The sequence below is a fragment of the Ruegeria sp. CDSC085 genome, from assembly GCF_059610465.1.
Window position 1 is genome coordinate 1 of record NZ_JBXWNR010000028.1, and the last position, 25,238, is coordinate 25,238.

The 25,238-nt window shown below is 54.1% G+C and carries 22 protein-coding genes; 7 read left to right on the forward strand and 15 right to left on the reverse strand.

The annotated features are described in order from the left end of the window. The first annotated feature begins 1,099 nt into the window (after positions 1–1,099). Entirely contained in the window at positions 1,100–1,558 is a 459-nt protein-coding gene (locus AC2FJB_RS21540) for a hypothetical protein (protein ID WP_496720899.1), read from the forward strand. A gap of 180 nt (positions 1,559–1,738) precedes the next feature. Here AC2FJB_RS21540 and AC2FJB_RS21545 read toward each other — a convergent pair whose 3' ends face one another. The 4 genes from AC2FJB_RS21545 to AC2FJB_RS21560 all read right to left on the reverse strand — a co-directional run bounded on the left by AC2FJB_RS21545 (position 1,739) and on the right by AC2FJB_RS21560 (position 4,472). Next, entirely contained in the window at positions 1,739–2,887 is a 1,149-nt protein-coding gene (locus tag AC2FJB_RS21545) for a hypothetical protein (protein ID WP_496720901.1), read from the reverse strand. A gap of 187 nt (positions 2,888–3,074) precedes the next feature. Then, complete coding sequence (locus AC2FJB_RS21550) at positions 3,075–3,293, reverse strand: hypothetical protein (protein ID WP_496720903.1); 219 nt, start codon at positions 3,291–3,293, stop codon at positions 3,075–3,077. A 122-nt stretch (positions 3,294–3,415) separates the two neighbouring features. Further along, a complete protein-coding gene (locus tag AC2FJB_RS21555; protein ID WP_496720905.1) occupies positions 3,416–3,664 on the reverse strand; it encodes a helix-turn-helix transcriptional regulator in 249 nt (82 codons plus the stop codon). Positions 3,665–3,749: 85 nt separating this feature from the next. Then, positions 3,750–4,472: a hypothetical protein gene (locus AC2FJB_RS21560; RefSeq protein WP_496720907.1), complete on the reverse strand. Its 723-nt coding sequence runs from the start codon at positions 4,470–4,472 to the stop codon at positions 3,750–3,752. Between the two features lie 659 nt (positions 4,473–5,131). On the opposite strand from AC2FJB_RS21560, the gene AC2FJB_RS21565 reads away from it, so the two are divergent. After that, complete coding sequence (locus AC2FJB_RS21565; RefSeq protein ID WP_496720909.1) at positions 5,132–5,926, forward strand: hypothetical protein; 795 nt, start codon at positions 5,132–5,134, stop codon at positions 5,924–5,926. A gap of 496 nt (positions 5,927–6,422) precedes the next feature. On the opposite strand, the gene AC2FJB_RS21570 is transcribed toward AC2FJB_RS21565, so the two are convergent. After that, entirely contained in the window at positions 6,423–7,607 is a 1,185-nt protein-coding gene (locus tag AC2FJB_RS21570; protein WP_496720911.1) for a site-specific integrase, read from the reverse strand. A 1,932-nt stretch (positions 7,608–9,539) separates the two neighbouring features. On the opposite strand from AC2FJB_RS21570, the gene AC2FJB_RS21575 reads away from it, so the two are divergent. Then, a complete protein-coding gene (locus AC2FJB_RS21575; RefSeq protein ID WP_496720913.1) occupies positions 9,540–10,904 on the forward strand; it encodes an AsmA family protein in 1,365 nt (454 codons plus the stop codon). A 219-nt stretch (positions 10,905–11,123) separates the two neighbouring features. Here AC2FJB_RS21575 and AC2FJB_RS21580 read toward each other — a convergent pair whose 3' ends face one another. Genes AC2FJB_RS21580 through AC2FJB_RS21595 form a run of 4 tightly spaced genes read right to left on the reverse strand, consistent with a single transcriptional unit; the run spans position 11,124 to position 15,348 of the window. Continuing rightward, a complete protein-coding gene (locus tag AC2FJB_RS21580) occupies positions 11,124–11,906 on the reverse strand; it encodes a dimethylarginine dimethylaminohydrolase family protein (RefSeq protein WP_496720915.1) in 783 nt (260 codons plus the stop codon). Between the two features lie 3 nt (positions 11,907–11,909). Then, positions 11,910–13,514, reverse strand: coding sequence for a 5-guanidino-2-oxopentanoate decarboxylase (locus tag AC2FJB_RS21585; RefSeq protein WP_496720917.1), 1,605 nt, complete (start codon positions 13,512–13,514; stop codon positions 11,910–11,912). Continuing rightward, positions 13,511–14,695, reverse strand: a complete 1,185-nt coding sequence (locus AC2FJB_RS21590; RefSeq protein ID WP_117872361.1) for a pyridoxal phosphate-dependent aminotransferase — start codon at positions 14,693–14,695, stop codon at positions 13,511–13,513. The genes AC2FJB_RS21585 and AC2FJB_RS21590 overlap by 4 nt, the downstream gene beginning before the upstream one ends. After that, a complete protein-coding gene (locus AC2FJB_RS21595; RefSeq protein ID WP_117872363.1) occupies positions 14,692–15,348 on the reverse strand; it encodes a TetR/AcrR family transcriptional regulator in 657 nt (218 codons plus the stop codon). The genes AC2FJB_RS21590 and AC2FJB_RS21595 overlap by 4 nt, the downstream gene beginning before the upstream one ends. Before the next feature lie 77 nt (positions 15,349–15,425). Between AC2FJB_RS21595 and AC2FJB_RS21600 the strand changes: the two genes are divergently transcribed. The 4 genes from AC2FJB_RS21600 to AC2FJB_RS21615 are packed head-to-tail and all read left to right on the forward strand — an operon-like array spanning position 15,426 to position 18,586. Further along, the gene (locus tag AC2FJB_RS21600) at positions 15,426–16,223 is read left to right on the forward strand and encodes an ABC transporter ATP-binding protein (protein ID WP_299902334.1); all 798 of its coding nucleotides are present in this window, start codon (positions 15,426–15,428) and stop codon (positions 16,221–16,223) included. Between the two features lie 42 nt (positions 16,224–16,265). After that, positions 16,266–17,030 carry a transporter substrate-binding domain-containing protein gene (locus tag AC2FJB_RS21605; protein ID WP_496686331.1) on the forward strand — a complete coding sequence of 255 codons (765 nt, stop codon included), beginning with the start codon at positions 16,266–16,268 and terminating at the stop codon, positions 17,028–17,030. Between the two features lie 9 nt (positions 17,031–17,039). Then, positions 17,040–17,792 carry an ABC transporter permease gene (locus AC2FJB_RS21610; RefSeq protein ID WP_117872369.1) on the forward strand — a complete coding sequence of 251 codons (753 nt, stop codon included), beginning with the start codon at positions 17,040–17,042 and terminating at the stop codon, positions 17,790–17,792. Beyond that, positions 17,789–18,586: an ABC transporter permease gene (locus AC2FJB_RS21615; RefSeq protein WP_117872371.1), complete on the forward strand. Its 798-nt coding sequence runs from the start codon at positions 17,789–17,791 to the stop codon at positions 18,584–18,586. Before AC2FJB_RS21610 ends, AC2FJB_RS21615 begins: the two co-directional genes overlap by 4 nt. A gap of 531 nt (positions 18,587–19,117) precedes the next feature. Here AC2FJB_RS21615 and AC2FJB_RS21620 read toward each other — a convergent pair. The 6 genes from AC2FJB_RS21620 to AC2FJB_RS21645 form a co-directional block, all read right to left on the reverse strand. Then, positions 19,118–19,873: an ABC transporter ATP-binding protein gene (locus tag AC2FJB_RS21620; protein WP_117872373.1), complete on the reverse strand. Its 756-nt coding sequence runs from the start codon at positions 19,871–19,873 to the stop codon at positions 19,118–19,120. Positions 19,874–19,882: 9 nt separating this feature from the next. Beyond that, positions 19,883–20,638 (reverse strand): ABC transporter ATP-binding protein, encoded by a 756-nt coding sequence (locus tag AC2FJB_RS21625; protein ID WP_496720921.1) that lies wholly within the window; start codon positions 20,636–20,638, stop codon positions 19,883–19,885. A 10-nt stretch (positions 20,639–20,648) separates the two neighbouring features. Further along, positions 20,649–21,854 carry a branched-chain amino acid ABC transporter permease gene (locus AC2FJB_RS21630; protein ID WP_117872377.1) on the reverse strand — a complete coding sequence of 402 codons (1,206 nt, stop codon included), beginning with the start codon at positions 21,852–21,854 and terminating at the stop codon, positions 20,649–20,651. A gap of 3 nt (positions 21,855–21,857) precedes the next feature. Beyond that, positions 21,858–22,889, reverse strand: a complete 1,032-nt coding sequence (locus AC2FJB_RS21635; RefSeq protein WP_299902324.1) for a branched-chain amino acid ABC transporter permease — start codon at positions 22,887–22,889, stop codon at positions 21,858–21,860. Positions 22,890–22,994: 105 nt separating this feature from the next. Further along, complete coding sequence (locus AC2FJB_RS21640; protein WP_496720923.1) at positions 22,995–24,341, reverse strand: substrate-binding protein; 1,347 nt, start codon at positions 24,339–24,341, stop codon at positions 22,995–22,997. A 635-nt stretch (positions 24,342–24,976) separates the two neighbouring features. Next, a complete protein-coding gene (locus AC2FJB_RS21645) occupies positions 24,977–25,135 on the reverse strand; it encodes a c-type cytochrome (protein WP_496720925.1) in 159 nt (52 codons plus the stop codon). Positions 25,136–25,238 lie beyond the last annotated feature (103 nt).

Below are 25,238 nucleotides of genomic sequence, written 5' to 3' on the forward strand. Positions count from 1 at the left end.
GCGGGATGGAGCAGCCCGGTAGCTCGTCAGGCTCATAACCTGAAGGTCGTAGGTTCAAATCCTACTCCCGCAACCAAAAATACTATAATAAATCAATACGTTACACACCGCCTAAGAGCGGTGTTTTGCGTTGTCGCGATGGCGATGGAAGCACTGTGGAAGCAAACGGGACGGAAATATTGGTGTGGCGGAGGGAACACAGGAGGGCCAAAACATACCGATTCCGAGTATTTCCTCAAGAAATATCACAAAAAGGAAGATGTTGTTGGTGTTCGAAACAGAAGACGATTGAGATCAACAGTGTTCCTCTCTGTTTAAGCTAGGAGTGTTTCTACCAGGTGTAGCTGACTGAGAAGAGACGAAACCTATACATCTTGCTAAACACAGAATCGCTTGATCCAGAAGTAGTCGACGCTTTGCTATTGAGTTTATTCACAGCAAGATGTGACTGAAGATGATATTTTGGTTGATGATGCAAACTTTGTAATTTAGGCCAATAGTACATAGTAGAAGCATTACACCCAAAAGGCTAAGTAGGTATCTAAGACTTTGAAAAGAAGTAAAATAAAGAAACGCTCGCCTAACGTATTTGGGGAAGCCGTCGTTAATGTAATTGGGAAACCCGTTGATGAGAAAAGTGGGCACCCAGTCGTATTGCAGCGTCTTACGGAACGACACATACTGAAAGTAGAAAGCATTTCTGAGGACTTTTTATGGGTCTCAGTCCGTAGTTTCGGCAAAAGGCGACCCGCTTTTTCTCTTCAATTGAAAATGTCGAAGATCGCTTGGATGCAGGTCGTGAAATCCCCTGTCCGAATGGGGCAAATAGTTCTTCTAAAAAGGGGAACCTTAGTTCCCGCAAGTTTGGCAAGGCTGCTAGAGGGCTATCGGAAAAGTAGAACATCTACTGGACGTTCGTTGCGCACCGGAACAACGGATTCGATACTTTTGAAAGAAAACACTCCTAACTTGTCCGTTGAGGCCTTTACGACGGTCGGACAGTCTGGTGGAGGCTTTCGATTCAAAGACACGCCCAAGCCCAAGCCGCGACCACGGCCTCCATGGGAGGATCGACCTGGCCCAATGCGAAGGAAGAGGAATGACTGAAGGCCCTGTTTTAAATAGACCCTCTCCTGAAAGTGAGATGAAGGAGATATGGCAGCGACGCGTTGAGTTAGAGCAAAACATAACGAGCCGTATCAGTGAAACAACTCGATATATCGGATTTGGTATAGTCGCTTGGATTTTTGCAGTACACACATCCTCTTCTGGCTTTGCAACTTCATACGTTGAAAGCTACGGATTCTTTGTCGGGCTTGCGGGTTTAGCGGGACTGCTCACAATCGTGTTGGATTATTTTCAATACATTTTTGGGTATCGTTCTGTCGGCATCGCTATGGACAACCGAGAAAACAATTATCAATTCCAAGAAGGTTCTGCTGCTTACGTTTTTCAAAATTTAACTTGGAAAGCCAAGCAATGGACCGCGGGTATAGGGGCTATAACTGTTTCTGTAACGTTTGGTATGCACGTTATTCTCAGGAATTTCGGCGGATAAAGCGTCCCTTGGTCTAAAAATGGGCTTTGATCTACGTCACAAGAGTTTTCATTCCTGTAGTGGCCAATTAGTGGAGGGCGAGAGCAATTTTACCGAACTCCTGAAGTGAAAAGCGGCGAAATAGTACATATCATTCAAGCAGCTAATTCACGTTAAAGTAGTGCCAGTTGTCTTGGATATCTACTTGAACTGGTACCGGCTTGCCGCCCTCCCCAACCGTTCATCGATGGGAACCGGGTGATCGACAGAGTAGCGTTTCAAGGCTTCAAAATGGTTCTCCAAAAAGTCATGAAATTCGTCTGGACATACACCTGAGGCAGCTGCTCGAGAGACAAGCAGGCCTAGAATTTGCCGATCCAGTTCCCGCATTTTGGCAACGCGATTAGCGTCCATCACGTCGCTGGGCCGAACGCCTGCACAGTTCTGCAAGAGGTCATTCCCGATAACAGTCTCAAATTGGTGCCAAAGTTCGTGAGTGGGCCAGCGTGCGCGATTTCCGTCTGCGATGGGCATGCAGTAGCGAATGCGTTCAACCGCGTCTGTGAAGGCGTCTCCGATGATGTCGTGCACGTCCTGCCAATTGCGCATCTCAAACCGGTTGCGGAGTTGCTTGGAGCCAAGCCGCATCTCAAAGCGCCAGACCTGACTTGAGGACCGGTCGGTCAGATCAAGGGGCGGTTTTCCCGCAGCTTCAAGTGCTGCGTTCCAGATGGTCAACCAGCCCATTTTGTTTTGCTGAATCACTTCGGCCCGCTTGTCATAAATCGCCAATTGCCGGTTGGCGACGGCCCCGGCACGCAGCCCAACCACACGCGCTCCGCTGGATACGGTCGCGGTCTCATCAACGCCCGTATACTCCGTGACCTTGGTTCCGGGCGGAACAACCAAGGCTTCGCGGTCGGGTTCAAACCAAGGGGCCAGCAAGTCCACGGCAAAGTCAGCCCGCGCGACCCGCAATTGCGTCTCTACATATTTGACCCCAAATGCTTCCATGCAATCGCGAAAGTGCTGCTCAGCGCCTTCCAGACCGCCTGTAGCAAGGCCAAAGGCACGAAAGTCGATGGTGATGCCGGGATTGTTGGAAATACGGTCCTGCGGGTCTTGAAACAGCCATACGGCCCCGTGGTCGCCCGTATGGGCGGTGAAGCCGCGTGCGCCCTTGCTGGTCACGTTGAGCGACACGGAGCCAAATTCGAGGACACAATCGCTATAGGTCTCTTTGGCGTGATGTTTGGCGGAAGCCAATTCTTCGCGAAAGCTGTCATGGATATCCGTCTGAATAGTGAATTTTAGCCCATCGAAGCCCGAATGCAGGATTGTTGCTTCCATTTGCGCTGACCTTCGCTTTCGTATTCGTGGAGGGGGGTGTTACAAGACCCCCCTCTATCGCAGCATGCCCTGCCGCTGGGATATTTGGCGATGTAGGGAAAAGAGTGCGGGGGCTTATGCCCCCTTTGTGCCTCCGGCGGGGCAGCATTTGTTTTGGGGCCGGAGCGAAGCCGCTCCGGCGCTGCCATCACCTGGCATTGGTTTGACGGCCAATCCAGATTTCGGCGCGCTCCGCGCATTTGGCAATATTGAGCAGGTCTGAATGATGGAAGCTGGTCGCGTTGCGCCATTCGCCGGTGTCGGTTTTGTAGGCGCGGGACATATCGACTGAGTAGAAGCCGTCATTGTTCCATATGGTTGCAGTGATCAGGCCGATCTTGAATTTCTGTGCAGGCTGGTTTGCCATGGTTCAGTGTCTTTCCGTTGATGTTTGAGAAAAGGGACGCGGGACCGTTTCGCCCGCGCCCCGTCAGAGCCATTCCGGCCCCAAAATCCCGCACAGCGCTGCCAACCCTGTGCGGGCAAAACTCAGGCTGCGGTGTAACTGCTGGTGTTGCCGTAGCGACGCGCCTCGGCCCATTCCAGAAGCTCACGGCGGCGGTAGCGGACAGACCGACCGGACTTGTAGAATTTTGGGCCAAACCCAGTCACGCGCCATTTCTGGATGGTGCGCACGCTCTGGCACAGGAAGTCGGCGGCTTTGCTTTCGTCGATAAAGCCGTCCAGATAATCCGTAGCAGGGCGGTTGTTGTCGTTTGCGGGTTCGTTTGTGAGCATCTGTTTACTCCGTGTTGAGTTGTTGATGCTCTCGGTTCTGCCCCAACTCCGAAACAGTAAATACTACAGTAAATCACCAGCGAATTTACTGTTTTCTGGCTTTCTTCAATTCTTCAAAGAATGGTGCGAAATGAGGCCTTATACCCTCGTATCCCGGCTTGTCAGCGTGCGGATATTTCTCAGGATTAGCAGCGCGCATCTGTTGCCGAACACGGTCAATGTTAGCCTTTGCAGGCAAGGAAACGTCTATCTGTTCCTGCGCCGCCAAAACACGAAACGCTGCCTCGACATCTTCTTTTATCGAAGGTCGCCCCGCTTTTACTGGAACAGGGAAGGGCTGAGCTTTCAAAAGCGGATCATTCGCCGCGCTAATCATGCGTACTCGGACATCAATGAAACGCAGAGACTGACAGTGCACTTCGTTCTTTTCAAAGACAAAGCGTTCGTTCCAAGCCTCTCGCGGGATTTGAACCGGCTCTAAGTCAAGGGTCCGGGGCCTATCGAAGCCATAGGCGCGATAAACGCCTTTTCTCAACCATTTCACGATTTCATCAGTGGCACGTCTTTTTAGCTCAAGCTTCGGCGAGCTGACTTCACTCAGTTTTCGAGCACCGATTTCGGCGCGCTCCCATCCGTCTGCGACCTCGGTGCTCGCCTGCGCCATCGCGTCGCCAAAGACTTCAAGCCAATTTTTGTCCCCGCGCAAATCCTGCGCTGCGACCCACTCATCTTTGTAGCAATGCTTAGCAAACGCTTCTGCAGATTTGGAAAGCCAATGGGACTGCTTCCAAATTTCTAAGTAACTCATTTTGTTGGTCTCGGTCTACTCGTGGGTTGCGGTGTTTTGCGCTGACTGTGGAAGGCGGTTTCGCGTTAGCCCATGGGTAGAAATCGAATACGGCAGGATCAACCCTCTATGTAACGTAATGCGTTCGCGCTCCCTATGTAACGTAAGATTATTGATGACCGATATCCAAATGACGATCTCGCTAGCCGCCCAAGTGTGCGGCGACAACGCGGACAAATAATCCTTTCACTCGGGGCGGTCCAACTGGTGCTTCCGGCCTATACCGGACCTTGGTTGGTATCGCAGCGAACGACAATTGGAGGCCATTGTGCCAAACGCTGCTTCTACAACCAATTTCCACAATGCGCACGATAACGGTCATTGAGCCAAACGCCCGTGCAATAGCGCCAACCGCTTGACCAAACCAGACCAACGAATATGAAGAACAGGCTGTAAACTCTCTTTAAACGTTTGGGAGTCTCACGAAGCAGATCACCATTAATCGCAAACGCCGAAAACTTCGGGTGTGCAAGCAAAAAAAGGCCCTGCGAGGATCGTGCCCCCTTTTGCTCCGAGATTGACAGTATGGGGATTACTAAGTTTCATGGAGTCTGAACCGCAACGTACTCTAATTATGGCATTTATGTTCTGGCCATGAGTGCAAGCTGGAGGACTCTAAAATGCAAGGAAAAACACTCGCGCAAGGACGCTATCAATACATAGATTTTTCCGAGGCCGGGCACGTTTGGTGTGTGGCTGCATCTAAACCTTACTACCTCGACCAGAAGACAAAAAGGTGGGTTTTGCATAGCCTTCCGGATAATAAAGATCGCGCTTACCGAGTATCGACCAACAGTCGTGGTGATGCATTTGCAACCGCAAATGACCGCCGACTTTTCTATTTTTCCCAATCGGATCAGGAATGGAAGTTGATTCGGCAAGGCTCCAAAGGTGGAGGAAATTTCCCTCCTTTGTTGGTCCTTCAACCAAATGTTTTTGCATCTGAGAATCCTAGCTTCGCTGTTTCTTCGATATTTGGCAGGATTGATCCTGGAAAAAGTGGCCTTGGCTGGCAGGCATATGAATTAGTCGGAAAGGTTTGGCAAAAGGTATCGGGGGCTTGGACGATAAACACTACTTTGCACCCCACTACTCGCGACATCTGGACGTCAGACAGACACGGTTATCTTAACATATGGGACCGTACTTCTAAAAAATGGAAGATGAACGCCTATGTTTGGGGCGAAGGGGGCGAACACTACTACAAAGTCAAAGATGTAGTCACTTCGAACGGACAGGTTTTCGTGCTTTCCAAGGCAAGGGGTCGGCTGTGGAGAGGGGTCGATAGAAAGGACGGATTAATCACGAAGAACCCACTGGAAAACAAGCGTTATCCGATTGCAGTTGCTAAAGCGCCAGCAGGCAAAGGGGTGACACTTATTTATCCTAATGGCTCGTATCGTTTTAGCACTTAGCGAAATTGGCTTTCCGACAGATAACTCGACAGTTGGACGGGAAAAAGCGCCAATATAACATGCTTTTTGGTGTCTTGGCGCCATAGTAAGAGAAGACGGCTGTCAGATTACTTTGTACCCCGTCAGGTGGCTTTATCCGCAGAGCAAGTCATCCGGTACTATGAAATGAAGGTCGGCTCTCAACCCATAACGTCGTGATGTGCTTGCTGAAGCATCGGTGACTCTGAGCTATACCTTTAATCTGACTGCTTTATTTAGAAGAAGTGTTTCTGCCTTTCGTGACAAATGCTGCGCGGGATATCAAGAGGCGGTGAAGACTCTGAACCGACATTCGCATTTTCCGTTTCGTTACATGACTTATCTACCCAGAATATTCGCTGGGCATGATGATTCCAGATCGTGAGAAAATACCTATGTAACGTATCGTATACGTAGACGCGCTACGTAATATAGGCAGCCTTCGTATACGTCATTGGAGTTGGGCGCGCTTAATGCCTTACCTAACCAGATGCTGCCCCCTGCCGGTTTCCTGCCCTCCGACCAACATATTGAGCCGCGCCGCATTTTCTTCTGCAGCATGCCGCACTGGATCATCTGCCAAATGCGCATACCGCATAGTGGTCTGAATCTGGCTGTGACCCAACAACCGCCCGACCATCTGAATGGGCATTCCTGATGATACCGCATTTGAAGCATAAGTATGGCGCAGGTCATGAATGCGAACATCATTCAGAGCAGCCTGTTTACGTATTCGACGCCATGGCTTTTGCAGGTCGGTGGCGTAATGGCCGGGAACAGCCCCGGCAATGACGTAAGGGTTGTCAGGAAGCCGTGGCAGGGCACTCAGAATCGCCCGTGCGGCTTGGGGCAAAGGAATGCGCCGCGCGCCCGTTTTGGTGTCTGGAAGCTCCATTCCAACGTCGGTGATGAAAGACCATTGCAAGGTCTGAATTTCACCAAGGCGACAGCCGGTTAGGATCAGCAATCGGAACGCGGCAACCACAAACGGTGTCTCCGATCCGTCCCGTTCCGCGTCTGCCAAAACCTGCCCAAGCCGTTGAAGCTCATTCTGGTTCAGGTATCGTTCCCGCTTTTCTTCGCGGTATTTCGGGACATGGCGGCACGGGTTTGACCCGTCTGGGCGCAAGCCCCAGATTTCCGCCAGATTGAACATCTTGGACAACACGCCCAATGTCCGGTTCGCCTGATAGGGTTTGTCTCGAAACTTGTGGTGCAAATCGGCAATGTCCTTCCGTTCCACATCGACCACTTTGAAGCTGCCAATGGCCGGAACGATGAACAGGTCAATTGCCCTGCGATATTCCCCTTGGGTGGAAGGCTTGCAGCGTTCCCTGACGTGAGTGTCAAAGAACCGCTCACACAGGGCAGCGACCGTTGGCGCGCGGCGATGTTGGGAAATCTCTTCGGCAGGGTTCTCACCTTTTGCCACTTGCCCCATGACTTCCTTTGCCAGCTTGCGCGCCTCATCAACTGTGATCTTGCCATGCCGACCGATGGAGACACGCCGGGTTCTCCCACCTTTGCGATATTGCGCCTGATAGGTCTTGGCACCGGAGGGCATGACTCGGACACCAAACCCGGCAATCTGACTATCCCAAACAAAGTAATCTTTCGCCTCAACGGGCAGGGCTTCTACGGCGCGTTTGGTCAGTTTGGGCATCCCTCATCCTTTCATTGTCATCGCCCCGTGGAAGCATTGTGGAAGCAACTGGAAGCGGTTCATGGCGTAAGAGGTAGGAAATGCGTGCGTAGGGCGTCAATAATAAAACAATGATTCCAATAAGATGGGGTAATGCGGCGTTTTCAAGCGTAGTTGGTGCAGGTAGGCTCAAGCTATCTCATAACCTGAAGGTCGTAGGTTCAAATCCTACTCCCGCAACCAAAATTACCAGTAAAATATCAACCACTTAGCGCTCCAAGGGGCGCTCCTTGCGCTTGGAGCCTCCTCATGCGGCGCTGCAACGCTTACTCCAAAACGGCTTCACCGTCAGTGCTGTCAGCACCGTCAGCCAAAAGAAATTAAGACAATAATCGATCTCCCGGATGAATTGCTTAACGTCTTCACATCGTCAGGCTCATGACCTGAAGGTCAGAGGGTCAAATCTTACTCCCGAAACCAGGTCGAATAATCTCAACACAGCCCGATTTAGAGTAGACATCATAAACGTTACCGGAGCGAATTGCGCTCTCGCCCGCGTGGGCCTGAAACTATCATCCCGATGGATCACAGGCCAATCATGCACTAACAATCTACTTGGACCTGTCTGATGAGGTTGCGCGGGAAGAATTGGAACCTTGGGAGAGAAGTGTGGGATACATTGTCAAAGGTGTTTTAATTTGTTGCGCTATCGCGCTTGTTTCTGTTTTTGCGGCCTGGCTTCTCCTGTCTTCCGCGTTGTTTTCTTCTGTCAGAACAGCTTTCGTTGAAAACCTGGTCAGCAAGAAACTTGGTCAGGACGTTAGAATAAAAGATGAAGTACGTCTCGGCCTTGGTCGGCAGTTGCAGATATCAGCGGCAGGGCTGGTACTACCCGGTTCGCCGAAAACAGGTGCGAAGCTGGCGGCAATCGACAAACTTGAATTTGACATTTCCGCGCGTGACCTTTGGAACAATAAGCTTTCGCTAAGTGGCCTTTCCGTCTCGGGTCTTCACCTGAACCTGATCACAGACAAAGATGGCGTTGGAAACTGGCGGTCCATTTCTCAAGCGGATGCTGCAGCCGGGAAAACCGCAAAGTCTCGGCCTCTACCTGTTGTCGGAATGCTGACGGACCGCAAAGTTGACCTGACGGATATCAGAATTTTTTATCAGAACGAATTGAACGGGCTTGAACTGGACCTGCAGCTTCCTGAACTGCTTTTGAAACGCAACGATCAAACCAACACTGCTACTGCGGTAGGAACCGGTTCGTTAAACGGAGAGGGGTTTGATCTGAGTGGGACGTTCCCAGCGGCAGATCCGTTTCAGGTATCGGTGGACTTTGAACAAGTCTCGATTGTTGCCGAAGAGGTCCCTCAGGAAAACGGGCTACAGGTGAGGACGACCATGGAGATTGCGGAACTTGGCCAGCTCCTCGACATCCTGAAGCTCAATCGTGTTTTGGAAGGTACAGGGAGTTTTGGTGCAACAGTCCAAACGGCTGACGGCATAGCCCGGATCGATGATCTGACCGTGCTGGCGGAGTTGGATGGAGGTCAAAGCGTCTCGCTGACGGGGAAAATCGGAGAGTTGGGGAACCCGGAAGATGTATCGCTGACGACCCGTATTCGGTTGTTCCCGGAAAACTCTGAGCCAGCCCCCGCCGTATCACGATATGATCTCAAACTTGTCGCGGTTGATATGGTTATGGACAGTGTTCCTGGGCAGGTTCCTCAGCGACAAATGGTAATTCAGACCAACGGGTTCACATTGGATACCTCAGGCGAAGGCCCACCCCCAATCAAGTTTTCCGAGCTTTCCCGAACACCCGAAAGCGCCTTGCGTGTGGGGAGCATCAACTTGAGAATTGGGAACCCAGCTGATCCGTTTATCATTTTGAACGGGTCGGTCGATGACGCGCTGAAGCTGCAAGGCATATCAGCTGAAGGTCTGATGGATATTCCGGCAAGCAGTCTGATCTCACCAGAGCTGTTAGGGCCGGACGACCGGCTTGGCAGGTTTTCCGGCGACTTTCATTTGAGCGGCGGTATCAATCAGCTTTCGCTGACGAATTTGGATGGTCAGACGAGTGAAACTGATGTCTGGGCTCTTGGGGTACATGGTTCTGTCAAGAATGTGCTCAAATTCGAGGACCTGGATCTGGCAATTGATGTCGAAGTCCCATCCGGAGCGGATCTGTTGGAGGCACTGTCACTTGAACGCGTGGAAACCGGGCAAGCTCGCTTTGAAATAGGGTTGGTTAGCCAAGGCACCGATTGGAACGCAAATGCCAAAGTCGGGGTTGCCGACTCTGTCCTGCAAATTGCAGCCGATCTTGATGATGCAACAAGCGACCCTGTATTGCGGGGTACCATTGAAAGTGACCTGATAAAGATAGACCAGATCCGAACCATCGTTCAGGCGGTCGCACAGTTGAGGAAGTTAGGCGGTTCAGAGCCGAGCGAAGAAGACGCCAATAAAGAAGCCAGTGACACTGGCCCGCTAAGAGATGTGACGCTTAAACCTATCGGCCGTTCGATTCTGTTGTCCGGTGTGGATATGGATGTTGATATTGATCTTCGGCACATAGAAGGGGCCAAAGGCATCAGCAGTTTGCAAAGCGAACTGACGCTCAACGAAAATGAGTTCAAGGCCGGGCCTTTGAAGTTTGAATACGGAGGCGCTCATTTCGATGTCAGCGGGCAAATGGATCTGTCGGACGAAGCGCATCTGCTTACGTTGACCGGCAAGGCAGGCGGTTGGCAACTGGATGATATTCTTCACAGTCTGAACTTCAAAAAGGGCGCCAGCGGTACGATCTACGCAGATTTTTCGGTGACCGGAGAAACCGATTCACCCAAACACTTTGCCAACACCATGAGCGGCAGCGCCACAGTTTCAATGCGCGATGGCTCGATCGAAACCCAGCTTCTTGATCTGGCAGGGCTAGGGGTCTTGCCTTGGGTGTTTGCCAAGGAAAAACAAAAGGTTGCTCCAATCGTATGCTTGCGCGCACCGATCAGTATTTCCAATGGGAATATTTCGACGAAACGAACCACTATGGAAACAGATCATGTCCAGGTTGTTGTCTTCGGCGATGTTAATGTGGCTGGTAAAGCCCTGGACTTGAATCTGCAGCCCCGAAAGATCGGCGAACCTCTTTCGAAGAGCCCCTGGCCAGTGACTTTAAGGGGGCCTCTATCCGAGCCGAAAATCAAGGTCAAAGATGGGCCGAAACGGCTGAAACGATCTGACGGTGCGGACAAAATGCCTGCAAAAAGGAAACTCTGTGTTCCGGATATCTTGCAATTGCAATAGCGGCGGAGGTGGTTGGTTCCTAAACAAATCCGGAACTCGGGAAGGATGACAATGTGTCCGAAAGAAGTTCTCTGCTTCGGGCACGGAGAGTGGACTTCAGGGCAAACTCTGCAAGAAGTCCGACATCCCTTGGGTCAGGATGCATTGCTTCAAAAAAGACTAGGAACTGTTGATCGCTTCCAACAAGTGCACCGCTCGCCAGTAGTCGGCAACAGGTCCTCAGAATCTCAACGAAAGACAGGACATACCACCATCCAGCTTTGCACAATCGGTGTTGTCAATTTCAACGACCTCAAAGCCTTCGCGGTCCAGCATCTCTGCGGTGCGAGGGAATCCAGCTGCCATCAGTACCAGATTGTTGAACCGGATCGCGTTGGCAGCTGCCTCTTCACCGTCTGCAACATGAAGCACCCGGTAACCTTCAAAGCAGCCCGAAGCGTCCAATCGCCGGGTCGCAAGGATTGTCTCAGCATCCATAAGCGAGCAATCCGTTTTAAAGTGTAAAACCCCCTCGGGCGTGAACACTTCCCGCAGTTTGCACCCCCATTCAGAGGTGATTTTCGCCAGTTCCTCGACACCTTCTGCGTCAGTGCGATCCGACCGGCCCACCAGAATTTCACGCCCGGTTACCAGGATGTCTCCACCTTCGATATGGCCGGGACCTTTGATTTCCATGACCGTTTCGTAGCAGGCACGCAGAGTCGGGGCCATTTCGGCCACTTCCCCCATCCGCGAAGATGCGCCAGGCCGCATCAGCACTGCACCATGCGGCAGGCAAAGGGCCGTGTCTTCAACAAACTGCGCGTCAGGAAACGCATCCAGGGGTTCAAGCTCGATCACCTCCGCCCCGGTGCTTTTCAGTGCTGCCACATATGCCTTATGCGCGGCTATCATCCCCCCGAAATCCGGGTTTCCGATATCTTCTGCTCGCAATCCGTCAGCTATGGTCGGAGCCGGGCGTCGGGTGATGGCGCGGGAAAACTCAAAACTTGGGTCTGGCATGTTTCAATCTTTCTGAGGTTCGAATTTCGGAACGGTGATTTCGATCATCGCCGGTCCGCCCAGGGCGGCAGATTCGCGCAACGCTTGCGCGACGGCCTGCGGTTCTGCGGGAGCCGTGGTGAATGAAAGGCCAAATGACTTGGCCGTTGCTGCAAAATCGGGGGGGGAGGGGTTACATCCTATGACCGTCACACCTGCATCCTGCATCGATGTGGCAATTTCACCGTATCCGTGATTGTTCCAGATCACGAAAGTGACCGACAGGTTTTCGTCTGCTGCGGCCATTGCTTCAGGCAGTGAAAACTGCGCACCTCCATCGCCGACGATACATATTACCCGCACCGTCGGATCGGCGATCGACGCGCCGATGGCTGCGGGTATGCCATAGCCGAGCGCACCATATCCCGTTGCCGCATTGAACCATCCACCTGCCCGGTCGTGGTCGTAGTAAAGATTGCCCGCATAAATGGGCTGGGTGGAATCCCCGACCATCAGAGCATTCGGAGACGCGGAGCGCATTGCATTCAGTATTTCTACCTGATGGCGATAATTCGGGCCGATCTCCTGCCAGGCCGCGTCGCGCGTTTTTCTGGCACGTTCCGGTCCGTCGCTTTGTTTTGCCTCTTGCGGCAAAGCCTCGACCAGAGCGGGCAAAACCAGGTCGACGTCACCTTGAATGGCAACCGCTGCCTCATGCCGTGACAGTTGATCGCTGCACCGATCAACCCGTATCAGGCCTGACATTTTCGCAAATTGACCGGTGGCATACATGTCATAGTCGGTTGGCCCAAGCTCGGTTCCCAAGGCTAGAACGCAATCGGCGCTTTCTATCAACGCGCGCACCGCCTTCAAGCTGGGGCTGGCCGGAACGGTCAGAATATGCCCGTGCATCAGGCCGCGTGCATTGACGGTTTGCACAACGGGGGCATCCAGGGCTTCGGCCAGTGCTTGCAACCCGGCCTCAGCACGTTTCGCCCCGCCGCCTGCCAGAATGACGACTTTCTTTGCTTCAGACAGTTGTTTGGCGGCATGTGTGATCAATACCGGGTTGACCGGAGGCTCTGGATCGATCGATTCAACTGGTGTTTCCTGATATTCCAACGCTGCGATATCCAGCGGAACCTCTATATGCACCGGACCGGGGCGTCCGTTGGTGAGGTTGTGAAAAACACGCGCCAAGACCGGGTCCAGAGCGTTTCTGTCGGAGACTTGTTCGGACGCCAGTGCAACCGTTTTGCCCAGCCCAAGTTGATCGGGCAACTCATGCAGGTGCCCTAAGCCTTTACCAAGAGACGCAGTTTTGTTGACACCGGACACCACCAGCATCGGTATTGAATCGCCTCGCGCCTGCGCCATCGGCGTCAGCGTATTGGTCAATCCGGGGCCAGTGATCACAAAGGCTACTCCCGGCTTGCCCGACGCACGTGCATAGCCATCAGCCATGAAACCTGCGCCCTGTTCGTGTCTGGGTGTAATGTGCCGGATGCCCGAGGCAGCAAGACCTCGGTACAGCTCAACCGTGTGAACGCCTGGTATTCCAAAGACGCAGGTCACATCCCTTTGGCGAAGCTTGGCAACCAGAGCCTCGCCAATTGTCATTCTGCTCATGCGACCTCACGTGATTTGCTGTTGGCGTGATCGATGATACGAGAGACGGCAGTGCCAAAGTCGGTGTCACTGATCGTCAGGGCGACCCGCACCCAGTCCTTCAGGCTGTCCCCAAAGGCGGATCCCGGCATGACGGCCACCCCGGCCTGTAGCAGATCCCAGGCATACGCTTCGCCATCCAGCCCAGTGGCGGAAACGTTGATGAGTGCGAACATTCCCGCTTCGGGCCGGTGGACAGTCAGATCTGTTTCCGCTTCAAGGCGATCGGCCAGCAGGGTGGCGCGGCCAGAAAAGCGGGCGGCCATGCCGGGGGCAACCTCGGACCCGTCGCGGATCGCTTTTTCGGTCATGTCCGCGATGAAAGGCTGGTTGCCAAAAAGCATGGTCTCGGAATAGGGCAACAGCGCTTCGCAGAACGCGGCGGGCCCTACACACCAGCCACTGCGGAACCCAGGAGCGGCATGAGATTTCGAGATGGATGATACGCCAATGACACGATCCGCCAGTTCCGGATCCGCCAATGGCGAAACAAATCGGGCACCGTCAAAGATTAATTCTTCATAGACCTCGTCCGAGATGATCCACAAGTCATGCGCAATAGCGAGCTGCCCGATCTTGGCAACATCTGCGGCGGTCAGGATCGCGCCCGTCGGGTTATGTGGCGTAGTCAGGAGAATGGCGCGGCTGCGCGGAGTGATGCGGGCCGCGATATCTTCGGCCTGCATACGAAACCCGTGCTCTGGCCGCAGCGGTGCGGGTACCATCTCGGCCCCGGATGCGCGAACGACACCTTCATAGGTCGCGTACATCGGATCGCCGACCAGAACTTCGTCACCGGCCTCTGCGACCCCGGCCATGGCTGCAAACAGGGCGGTCTGCGTTCCAGGAAAGCACAGAAAGTTCTCAGGCTCGAATGCCCGCCCGCGAGAGGCGGAATAGCGTGCAGCCAGCGCGTCAAGCAGTCCGGCTTCTCCGCGCCCATTGGAATACCCTGTCCGCTGCGCCCGCAATGAGGTAACGGTGGTTTCGACCAATGCGTCCGACACGGGCACGTCCGGTTCTCCAATCGTCATTTCGACGATATCCGCTCCGGCTTTGATAAGGTCGCGCGCTTTCAGGTGCACGCCCCACTTTGCGCCACCCAAGCCCGCCAACCGTTCTGTCACCGATGTGATCTTCATGACTGCTCCGCCTCTTTGGTCAATGAAATCCCGACGATGGCGCTGACAGAATCCAAACCGATCTGCGCCAGTTGGCCTTCGGAAAAAGCATCCGGAAGCGCACCCCCTTCAAGCCACAGGCCGTCGATCACCGCGTTGCAGGCAATGGCCAGTTGCATTGCTTCTGACGCTGCGACCGAGCGCCCTGTTTCCTGCAATGCGGCGACGATCAGCTTCTCGAGGTGATCCCGGAAATAGTTGTAGGTTTGCTGGTGAATGCGCTGCATTTTCGGGTCATGCTGCACCTTGTTCAGGAAGCCTGCCCACAAGGCCACAGCGCTTGGATCGACGATTGGTGGTCGCAGTGACGCGTCGACGAAGTTGGTCAGCCGAGAAACCGCGCTTCCCTTTCCTGACGAAGCAGCTGTCTGGTCTGTCAGCGTATTCATGTGGTGCTCATACGCTGCCTGAACCAGATCTTCCTTGGATGAGAAATAGTGCCGGATCAGCCCTTGGGTCACGTTCGCGCGGGCTGCGATCTCACGCACTGTGGCGCCCCGAACGCCCATCTCGGCGATCAGGTCCAAAGTCGCCAGAATCAGCGCCTCGCGGCGAAACTTGGCAGACTCACGTTTAAATTTGCGGCTGTCGTCCTGCACGTCAGTGTCATCCATGGCATGGAGTTATTATACACTTGCATAATTGCGAGATTCGGGGCTTACTGCAAGCTGAAATCAGAAGATTCTTGGATATGGACACAGCCAAAGCAGTTTCACCCGCACCCGAAGCAATCACGCCCGACGAGGCGATAAAGGTTGAGGACTTGCATAAATCCTTCGGTACGCTGGAGGTTCTGAAGGGCGTCTCTCTGACTGCAAACAAGGGGGATGTTGTTGCCATTATCGGGGGATCGGGCTCTGGGAAATCCACCATGCTGCGCTGCATCAACTTTTTGGAAACACCGAGTTCAGGAAAGATCAACATTGGCGGCGAACTGGTTGAAATGCACGCGGATGGCAGCCCCTCCAACCGCCGTCAGATCGAACGCATCCGCACGCGGCTGGCCATGGTCTTCCAGCAGTTCAATCTGTGGACACACCGTACGCTTTTGGAAAACGTGATCGAAGTGCCCGTGCATGTCCTCAAGGTGCCGAAGGCAGAGGCTATCGCGCGGGCGCATGAACTGCTGAAGAGGGTGGGCCTCGGCGACAAGGCCGACACCTATCCGGCCTATCTTTCGGGTGGTCAGCAACAGCGCGCCGCCATCGCCCGGGCGCTTGCCGTCGATCCTTCGGTGATGCTTTTCGATGAACCCACGTCAGCGCTTGATCCCGAGCTTGTAGGCGAAGTTCTGACCGTGATCCGCGATCTTGCCGCCGAAGGGCGCACAATGCTGCTTGTCACCCATGAAATGAAATTCGCACGCGAAGTCGCAGACCACGTTGTCTATCTCTTCGAGGGCCGCATCGAAGAGCAGGGCCCACCTGCCGAGGTCTTCGGAAACCCGAAATCAGAGCGCCTGAAGCAGTTCCTCAGCTCGGTCGCCTGATCCGGAAAAACAACACATAATGAACCAAAAGGGAGTACCAAAATGAACGTCAAGAAACTGCTCGTGTCCGGCCTTGCCGCCGCTGTCCTTTCGGCTGGTGTCGCCAGCGCCGAAGAGGTCAAGATCGGCATCGCGGCCGAACCTTATCCGCCCTTCGCGTCGCTGGACAGTTCAGGCAACTGGGTCGGTTGGGAGATCGATGTCATCAATGCGGTCTGTGCCGCTGCGGAACTTGACTGTGTCATCACGCCGGTCGCCTGGGACGGTATCATCCCGTCGCTGACCGGACAGCAGATCGACGCCATCATGGCGTCGATGTCGATCACCGAGGAGCGGCTGAAAACCATTGATTTCAGTGATCCTTACTACAACACACCTGCCGTAATCGTCGCGGACAAATCGATGGATATCGAAGCGACCCCAGAGTCGCTGGCCGGTAAGGTTGTCGGCGTTCAGGCGTCGACCATCCATCAGGCTTATGCACAGGAATATTTCAAGGATTCCGAACTGCGGGTTTATCAGACTCAGGATGAGGCCAACCAGGATCTTTTCGCAGGTCGTATTGACGCCACTCAGGCCGACAGTATCGCCATGGCGGACTTCGTGAACTCGGATGCCGGGGCATGCTGTGGAATCAAAGGCGCCGTCGCAGATGATCCGGCTATCTTGGGACGAGGCGTTGGCGCCGGTGTTCGCAAGGGGGATGATGAGTTGCTTGCGGCGCTGAACAAGGGCATCGCGGCAATTCTTGCCGATGGAACGCACGAGAAGATCACCTCGAACTATTTCTCAGCCAGCATCTACTAAGCGGCTGCTGTGACCGGACTGTTGGAATCGCTTGGATTGGCGCAGAGCGCAGAGCTACTGTCGCTGTCGCCACCGGGTTGGGGGGGCAATCTGCTGCGCGGATTGTCCCACTCATTGCAGATCGCTTTTGGTGCATATGCGCTCGGCCTCGTGATCGGATTGTTCGGAGCCTATGGCAAACTATACGGCGGGAAGGTCACGCGCGATCTTCTTGCCATTTACACGACCGTAATCCGGGCCGTGCCGGAACTGGTCCTGATCCTGATCCTGTATTACGTGGGATCTGACATCATCAACAAAATCTCCGCTGCAATGGGTGGAGGACGGGTCGAGGTCAATGGCGTCGCCGCGGGCATTTGGGTTCTCGGCGTTGTTCAGGGCGCATATGCAACCGAGATTCTGCGCGGAGCCATTCAGGCGGTTCCACCCGGACAGATCGAGGCGGCCAAATCCTACGGGATGCCCGCCTTCATGACCATGCGGCGTGTCACAATCCCCGCCATGATGGGCTTTGCAGTACCCGGTCTGGCCAACTTGTGGCTGATCGCCACCAAGGACACTGCACTGCTCGCGGTCGTCGGGTTCAACGAACTGACACTGGAAACCCGGCAGGCCGCCAGCAGCACCCGGGCCTATTTTACCTTCTTTCTGGCAGCGGGTTTTCTCTACCTCATGGTCACCCTCTTTTCTGGTGGTATCTTCGCGCGGATCGAGAAATGGGCGCGTCGCGGTCAACCTTCTCTGAAAGGTGGTGGCAGATGATCGATCTCAGATCTTTGATGCAACCCCATCGTATCGTGATGATGCTGGTCTTTGCCGGGATCGTGATTTGGTGTGCGATGGCGTTGCGGTGGGACTGGTTGCCGAAATACGCTCCGCTTGCATTGCAGGGAATCTGGACCACACTCTGGCTACTAGTTGTCACCGTCGTTCTCGGATTTCTGCTGGCTGTACCACTCGGGTTGGCCCAGGCCGTTGGGCCCTGGTACCTTGCGGCACCTGCCAAGGCGTTCTGCACCATCATTCGGGGCACACCTCTGCTTTTGCAGCTTTGGTTGCTGTATTATGGCCTCGGCTCACTGTTCCCTCAATTCCCATGGATACGATCGTCCGAACTTTGGCCGTATCTACGTCAGGCCTGGCCTTATGCGGTGCTGGCCTTAACGCTTTCTTATGCGGGCTACGAAGGTGAGGTAATGCGCGGAGCCTTCAAAGGTGTCGCCAAAGGTCAGCTGGAGGCGGCCAAGTCGTTTGGAATGCCAAGGCTAACGATGTTCCGCCGCATCTGGTTGCCGCAGGCAATCCGCAACGTTCTGCCGACCCTGGGTGGTGAAACCATCCTCCAGTTAAAGGCTACGCCCTTGGTTGCCACGATTACGGTGGTTGATATCTACGCCGTGTCATCCCGGGTGCGGTCCGATACGTTTATCGTTTATGAGCCGCTCATCCTGCTAGCCGTATTCTACATTCTCGTTGCGGGTTTTATTGCTTTGGGGTTCCATTGGCTGGAAGTGAAGGTGCTGGGAACAGGAAACCGCAATCGGTCTGCCGGATAGTACAAGCCAGAAATGAAGCGAAACCCGCTGCCGTATTCCCGATGCAGCCCTTGCGTGGAGTTTACTGGCAACTCTGGGCTGGTGCCTGACGTTCTCGTCTATTGTACAAAGAGGTACAACACCAAGCCGCAATCGATTGGTCGGCGCAGTGGCGGATGCCACGAACTATCGCGATCCTTGCAAGCTTTCCAGCCCTCATCGCGTGCCACTCGCCTGGAAACAAAGGCCGGGCGATTTCACGAGCGGCGGCACATTTTCCTGAAACCGTGCAACCGGCGGGTTCTGCGACAGGTCAAGTTCATCGATCCCGGCTCCAAGTCTATTGGGGCGCGAAATTTGAGGCGCGTATTCAGCGCAGGCCAGACTGAACTTATTGCGGCAAGACCGTATTCAGATTTGAACTGACGACCGACATTTTGGTGGTGAAACGCCTTTGGTCGCGCGAATGGGCAGGACCTGCACTGAACGCGGGTCTTCCCAAGCCACGAATTGGTCATGCCCCTTGGCTCTGTTTGCAATTCAGCATGACGCTTAGATCGCCAGGTACTCCTCACGAAGACTGGTGTCTTCAAGCACTTCTTGCGCCGTTCCGTCAAATACGATGGTCCCGGTGTCAAGGATGATCGCGCGGTCCGCCAACTCCAGAGCGCGAACAGCGTTCTGTTCAACGATGATCGTGGTCATACCCTGTTGCTTGACGTGTATGAGGGTTTTTTCGATTTCGTCGACGATGACAGGCGCCAAACCTTCATACGGTTCATCCAAAAGCAGCACTTTGATGTCCCTGGCAAGAGCTCTGGCGATCGACAGCATCTGTTGTTCGCCACCTGACAGTGTAATCCCTTCCTGCTTCCTGCGTTCTCCGAGACGCGGGAACAACTCGTACAGCCGTTCGAGGGACCATCCGATCGGAGGCGCAATCTGTGCAAGCTGCAGGTTTTCTTCAACTGTCAGGCCGGGAATGATGCGCCTGTCTTCTGGTACAAGACCAAGGCCCACTGCCGCCGCTTCATAGCTTGTCATGTTGTGCAGCGGCTTGTGGTCCAACCAGATTTCGCCATGTCTAACCTCTGGATCTCCAACTCTCGCAATCGAACGCAGCGTCGAGGTTTTGCCCGCGCCGTTGCGTCCAAGAAGAGCAAGAATCTCGCCTTCATGTACGTTGAAGCTGACGCCCTGCACGATGTAGCTTTCTCCGTAATAGGAGTGCATATCCCAAACGGAAAGAAACGCAGGGGCGGTGCTGGCCAGATTGGCGTTTTTCGAAAAGTCAGGTTTCTCGTTCATAGCTTTTCCTTACGCCGCCTCGCCCAGATAGGCTTCACGAACCTTGGGATGTCCACGGATTTTTTCTGGAGTATCTTCGACCAGCGGCGTCCCTTGCGCCAGAACTGTGATGCGTTCCGCAAGGCTGAAGACCACATGCATGTCATGCTCGATAATGGCGATGGTTATGTCGCGCTCATCCTTGATCTGTTTTAGCAGATCAATGGTGTTGTTGGTGTCCGCCCGCGCCATGCCCGCTGTAGGTTCGTCCAGCAACAACAGCCGCGGATTTTGACTGAGGCACATGCCAATCTCAAGTCGCCGCTTGTCGCCCCGAGACAGCGAGGCCGCATTCATCTCACGCTTGTCGGCCATGTTCATCTCTTCCAGCATCGCTTCGGCCTGTTCGACAACAGCCTTTTCGTTGGCGATGGTCTCATAAGCATGCATCCGGAACGCCCCATCCCGCATGGCGAAAATCGGAATCAACATGTTCTCCATCACCGTCAGTTCACCAAAAATCTCTGGTGTTTGAAACACGCGGCTTATGCCCATCTGGTTGATCTGGAAGGGTTCAAGCCCCAAGACCGAGGCGTTGTCGAACAACACGGACCCGGTGTCAGGCATGAGCTTGCCGACCAGACAATTCAGCAAGGTCGACTTGCCCGCCCCATTGGGCCCGATGATCGCGTGAACCGAATTCTCCTCGACGCTGAGATTCACATCCGTGAGTGCCTTGAGACCGCCGAAGCGCTTGCTGACGTCTTTGACTCTTAGAATTGCCATGGCTCGCCCCTTATTCCGCCGGTTCCGTTTTGCCCGACGTCGCGTCGTCGGATTTCGATTTCTTGCGCTTGACCCGGTTGAGCAAACGTTGACCTCCTTCGACCAGACCACCCGGCAAGTAGATAACGACAAGCATGAAAAGAATGCCCAGCGTCAGATGCCAGCCTTTTCCGATGAACGGATGGATCACAAACACAATCGCGTCCTCCAACCCGTCAGGCAGGAAAGCAAACCAACTGTGCAATACGTTGTCGTTGATTTTCGAGAAGATGTTCTCGAAATATTTGATGAAGCCTGCACCCAGCACCGGACCTATCAAGGTTCCTGTGCCGCCCAGGATCGTCATCAAAACGACCTCGCCCGATGCGGTCCACTGCATACGTTCAGCGCCTGCCAGCGGGTCCATTGCGGCCATCAGACCACCAGCCAAGCCGGCATACATGCCAGAGATGACAAATGCTGCCAGCGTATACGGCTTTGAGTTCAGGCCGGTATAGTTCATCCGCTGCTGGTTCGATTTGACCGCCCGCAGCATCATCCCGAAAGGTGAACGGAAAATTCGGATGGACAGATAGAAGACCACCATCATAATCACCGCACACAGATAGTATCCAGCGTTGAAATCAAAGCTCCACGCACCCACGTCCAATGTGTAAGTTGCGCGCATCGGCAACCCGAACAGATGCGGCAGGTCCGGCGAGTTCGCGCCCTGCAGAATCTGCGGATCGTCCGCGTAAACCTGCAATCCGGTTTCCCCATTTGTAAGGTTGAACTTGGGGTTCGACAAAACCGAGTAAGCCAACGCAAAGCTCATCTGAGCGAAGGCCAGCGTGAGGATCGAAAAATAGATACCCGACCGGCGCAGGCTGACAAACCCGATCAGCAATGAGAACACTCCGGCAACCACAACGCTGAGTGCGATGGCCGGGATGATATTGTAGCTTAGCAGCTTGAACATCCACACGGCTGAATAGGATCCAACGCCCAGAAAGGCCGCGTGACCGAATGACAAATATCCGGTAAGGCCAAACAGGATGTTGAAGCCTATGGCAAAGATGCCAAAGATGACAAAGCGCTGCATCAAATCCGGATAGCCCGCGTTGAATTGCGCCATGGCGCTGCCTTCCGGGAACGGGTTCAGGATGAAGGGCGCCAGCATCGTAAGGAAGCCGACGATGATCAGCAGGCTGGTGTCTTTCTTGTTCAGTCCCAACATCGATTATTCCTCCATCACGCCTTTGCGTCCCATCAACCCGCGCGGGCGTGTGAGCAGCACAATAATGGCAACAAGGTAGATGATGATTTGGTTGATGCCCGGGATCGTCGTTGTGGCCCAGGTCGTTGAGGCAAAGCTTTCCAGAATGCCCAGCAGAAAGCCGGCAAGCACGGCTCCGGGGAGTGAACCCATGCCGCCGACAACAACCACAACGAAACTGAGGACCAGAAAATCCATCCCCATGTGATAGTTTGGTGGGTTGAGCGGCCCGTACATTACGCCGGCCAAACCAGCCACCGCGGCAGCGATACCGAACATGATCGTAAAGCGCCGGTCGATGTTGATTCCCAGCAAGCCAACAGTTTCGCGATCCGCCATGCCGGCCCGCACGACCATGCCAAACGTGGTGAATTGCAGGAATGAGAAGACGGCGCCGATAATGGCGACCGCAAAGCCAAAATAAACCAAACGCCAGATCGGGTAGATGATCGCGTTGGGATCAAACCCGATCATTGTGCCAAGGTCGATAGAGCCACTCAGTGCGTCGGGCGGCGGAGTTTGGATTGGGTTGGCACCGAAGAAATACTTCACGATTTCTTGCAACACGATCGCCAGACCGAACGTGACAAGGATCTGGTCAGCGTGGGGGCGTTTGTAGAAATGCTTGATAAGCCCGCGTTCCATCACATAGCCAACCGTCAACATGATTGGGATCGCAAACAGGATAGCCAGGGGGACAGTCCAGTCGATAATCGTCGCACCAACCTCTGGGCCAAACCACGCCTCAATATAGGGCGTTTCAACCTTCAGTGGGTTGCCCAGAAAGTCGGTTTGGCTCTCGTCGATGGTAACAAAGCTCAAGTTCATGAGTTTTTGCAAAGTGACGGCACAGAACGCACCGATCATGAACAGTGCCCCATGGGCAAAGTTCACAACGCCGAGCGTCCCAAAAATAAGCGTCAGCCCCAGCGCAATCAGCGCATAAGCCGACCCTTTGTCCAGACCGTTCAGAATTTGCAATAGGATGGCGTCCATTGGCCCACCTCAGGGTTGGTCAGTGTGAATTGAGTGGCACAACAGGATCAACCCTGCTGTAGATGTCTGGCCACCATTTTGGCGGCCAGACTATGATACGAGGCCTTATGCGCCCGGGTTACACTCACCCAGTGCGCCACCCGCGAACATCGGATGCTCCGGATCGTATTCGACCTGCGCGCGTGGCGTGATCTCGACAATTTCCAGAGTGTCGTAGGCGTTGGTCGGGTTCTCGTTGCCCCGAACGACCAGCACGTCCTTGAAGCACTGGTGGTCGGCGCCGCGATACCAGGTCGGGCCGTTGCCCAGGCCGTCGAACTCGAAGTCTTCCAGCGCTTCCGCAACACCGCACGGATTGAAAGTGCCGGCACGCTCGCAAGCATCAGCATAAAGCAGAACCTGTGCATAGCAGGTCTGCGCCGAGTTGGACGGTGGTTTGCCGTACTTCTCACCGAAGGATTTCACGAAGGCTTTGGTGCCTTCATCCTGCAGCTGCCAGTTCCAGTTCATCGAACCCAGCACGCCCTTGATGTTCTCGCCCGCACCAGCAGCCATCAGTTCCGAATACAGCGGCACGACGATCTTGAAGTCCTTGCCATTGGCCACTTTGTCGAGCAGGCCGAACTGAATCGCGTTGGTCAGCGAGTTCACCATGTTGCCGCCATAGTGATTCAGAACCAGAACGTCCGCGCCTGAGTTCAGAACCGGAGTGATATAGGACGAGAAGTCTGTTGACGCGAGTGGCGTTTTGACAGTGTTGACTGTTTCCCATCCCAGGGCTTCGGTCGAGGCGACGATCGACTCTTCCTGGGTCCAGCCCCAGTTGTAGTCAGCCGTCAGGTGATAGGCGCGGCGGTCGGTGCCCATTTCGGCAGCCAGCACCGGCGCAAGCGCAGCGCCCGACATGTAGGCGTTGAAGAAATGGCGGAAACCATTGGCCTTCTTGTCCTTGCCGGTCGTGTCGTTGGCGTGGGTCAGACCCGCCATAAAGATCACACCTGCTTCTTGACACAGGCCCTGAACCGCAACGGCCACGCCCGAGGACGACCCGCCGTTGATCATGATCGCGCCGTCTTTTTCGATCATCGACTTTGCGGATGCACGCGCGGCGTCCGACTTGGTCTGGGTGTCACCTGTGACGAACTCGACCTTTTTGCCGAGGATGCCATTGCCCTTCAGCGCCTTCGACGTGAAGGTGTTCAGGCAACCGCCGTCACCCTCTCCGTTCAGGTGTTCCACTGCCAGCTGTTGCGCCAGCAGCTCGTCATTGCCCTCTTCGGCATATGGCCCGGTCTGGGGAACGTTGAAGCCCAGGGTTACGGACCCTCCGGTTGGTTCGTTTGTGTAAGCGGCAGCCGACGAAGCCGTGAAGATCGTAGGCAGGGCCAGACCGGTACCTGCAACGGCACCAGACTTCAACACGCCGCGGCGTGTGACAGATTTGTTGGTCATTAATTCCTCCCATTTCCCTTTCTCTCGTCGTCTGGCTCCTCTTCCAGCAGACGAAAGCGCACTTATGTGCACTTCAATAATGGAAAGGCGATGGAAAATTTCACAACAAATTACTGGATTTGAAACAAAATTTTGTAAACGTATTGACGAAATCTGAGGTTACTTGAAAAACTTTTAACTAATTTTTTTGGAAAAGATTTATCTTTTAATTACTTAAGTGTAAAAACCAACAGCACAATCGTAGTACACGGCTCAAAAACTCGCCTGGTGCGGTACCAAAGGCCGATTTGGAATATCAAGCTGGCGTTTTCGCTACGCCAATTGGAGACAAGGTCCTCGGGCAACCCTGTTGGTCGGCGCCGTATCTTCGTTTACGCCAGTGGGCTGCACCACCTCTGTCAAATAACATTGCCTCGCCGCCTCCTGGGTTCATGACCTGCTCCCCTTTAAGTCCGCGTCTATAAGTTAGCTCTGTTCAGGTTTCGGTGGAGCCTGGGGGAAACGCCGCTGAGCGACTAATATGCTGATAGAAAACACTATTGCGGTATGTTGATTTTGCAGTGTGTCACCCTAGGAACTACACAACCAGCTGAGTTGAACTGTGTATACCCAAACCTGCACCAGACCACTGTCTTCTACTGGTGCGGAAGGTTGCGGCTGGCTTGCATTTGCTGAACATCGTCGGGCCAAGTGGAGCCTATGTAGGCCAGCACGTCCCATATGTCTTCGGTGGTCAGAGTGCCCTCAAAGCCCGGCATGCCACTGTTGAAGTCTTCAATACCGCGTGCTGCCAATGCATCTGCCCCACCTAGTTTGGTATATGTCCGTCGTCAGGGATTTTGGGACAGATGGCGGCGTAATCTAAGAGAGGATCTGGCTCATCTGTCTGGATTGATT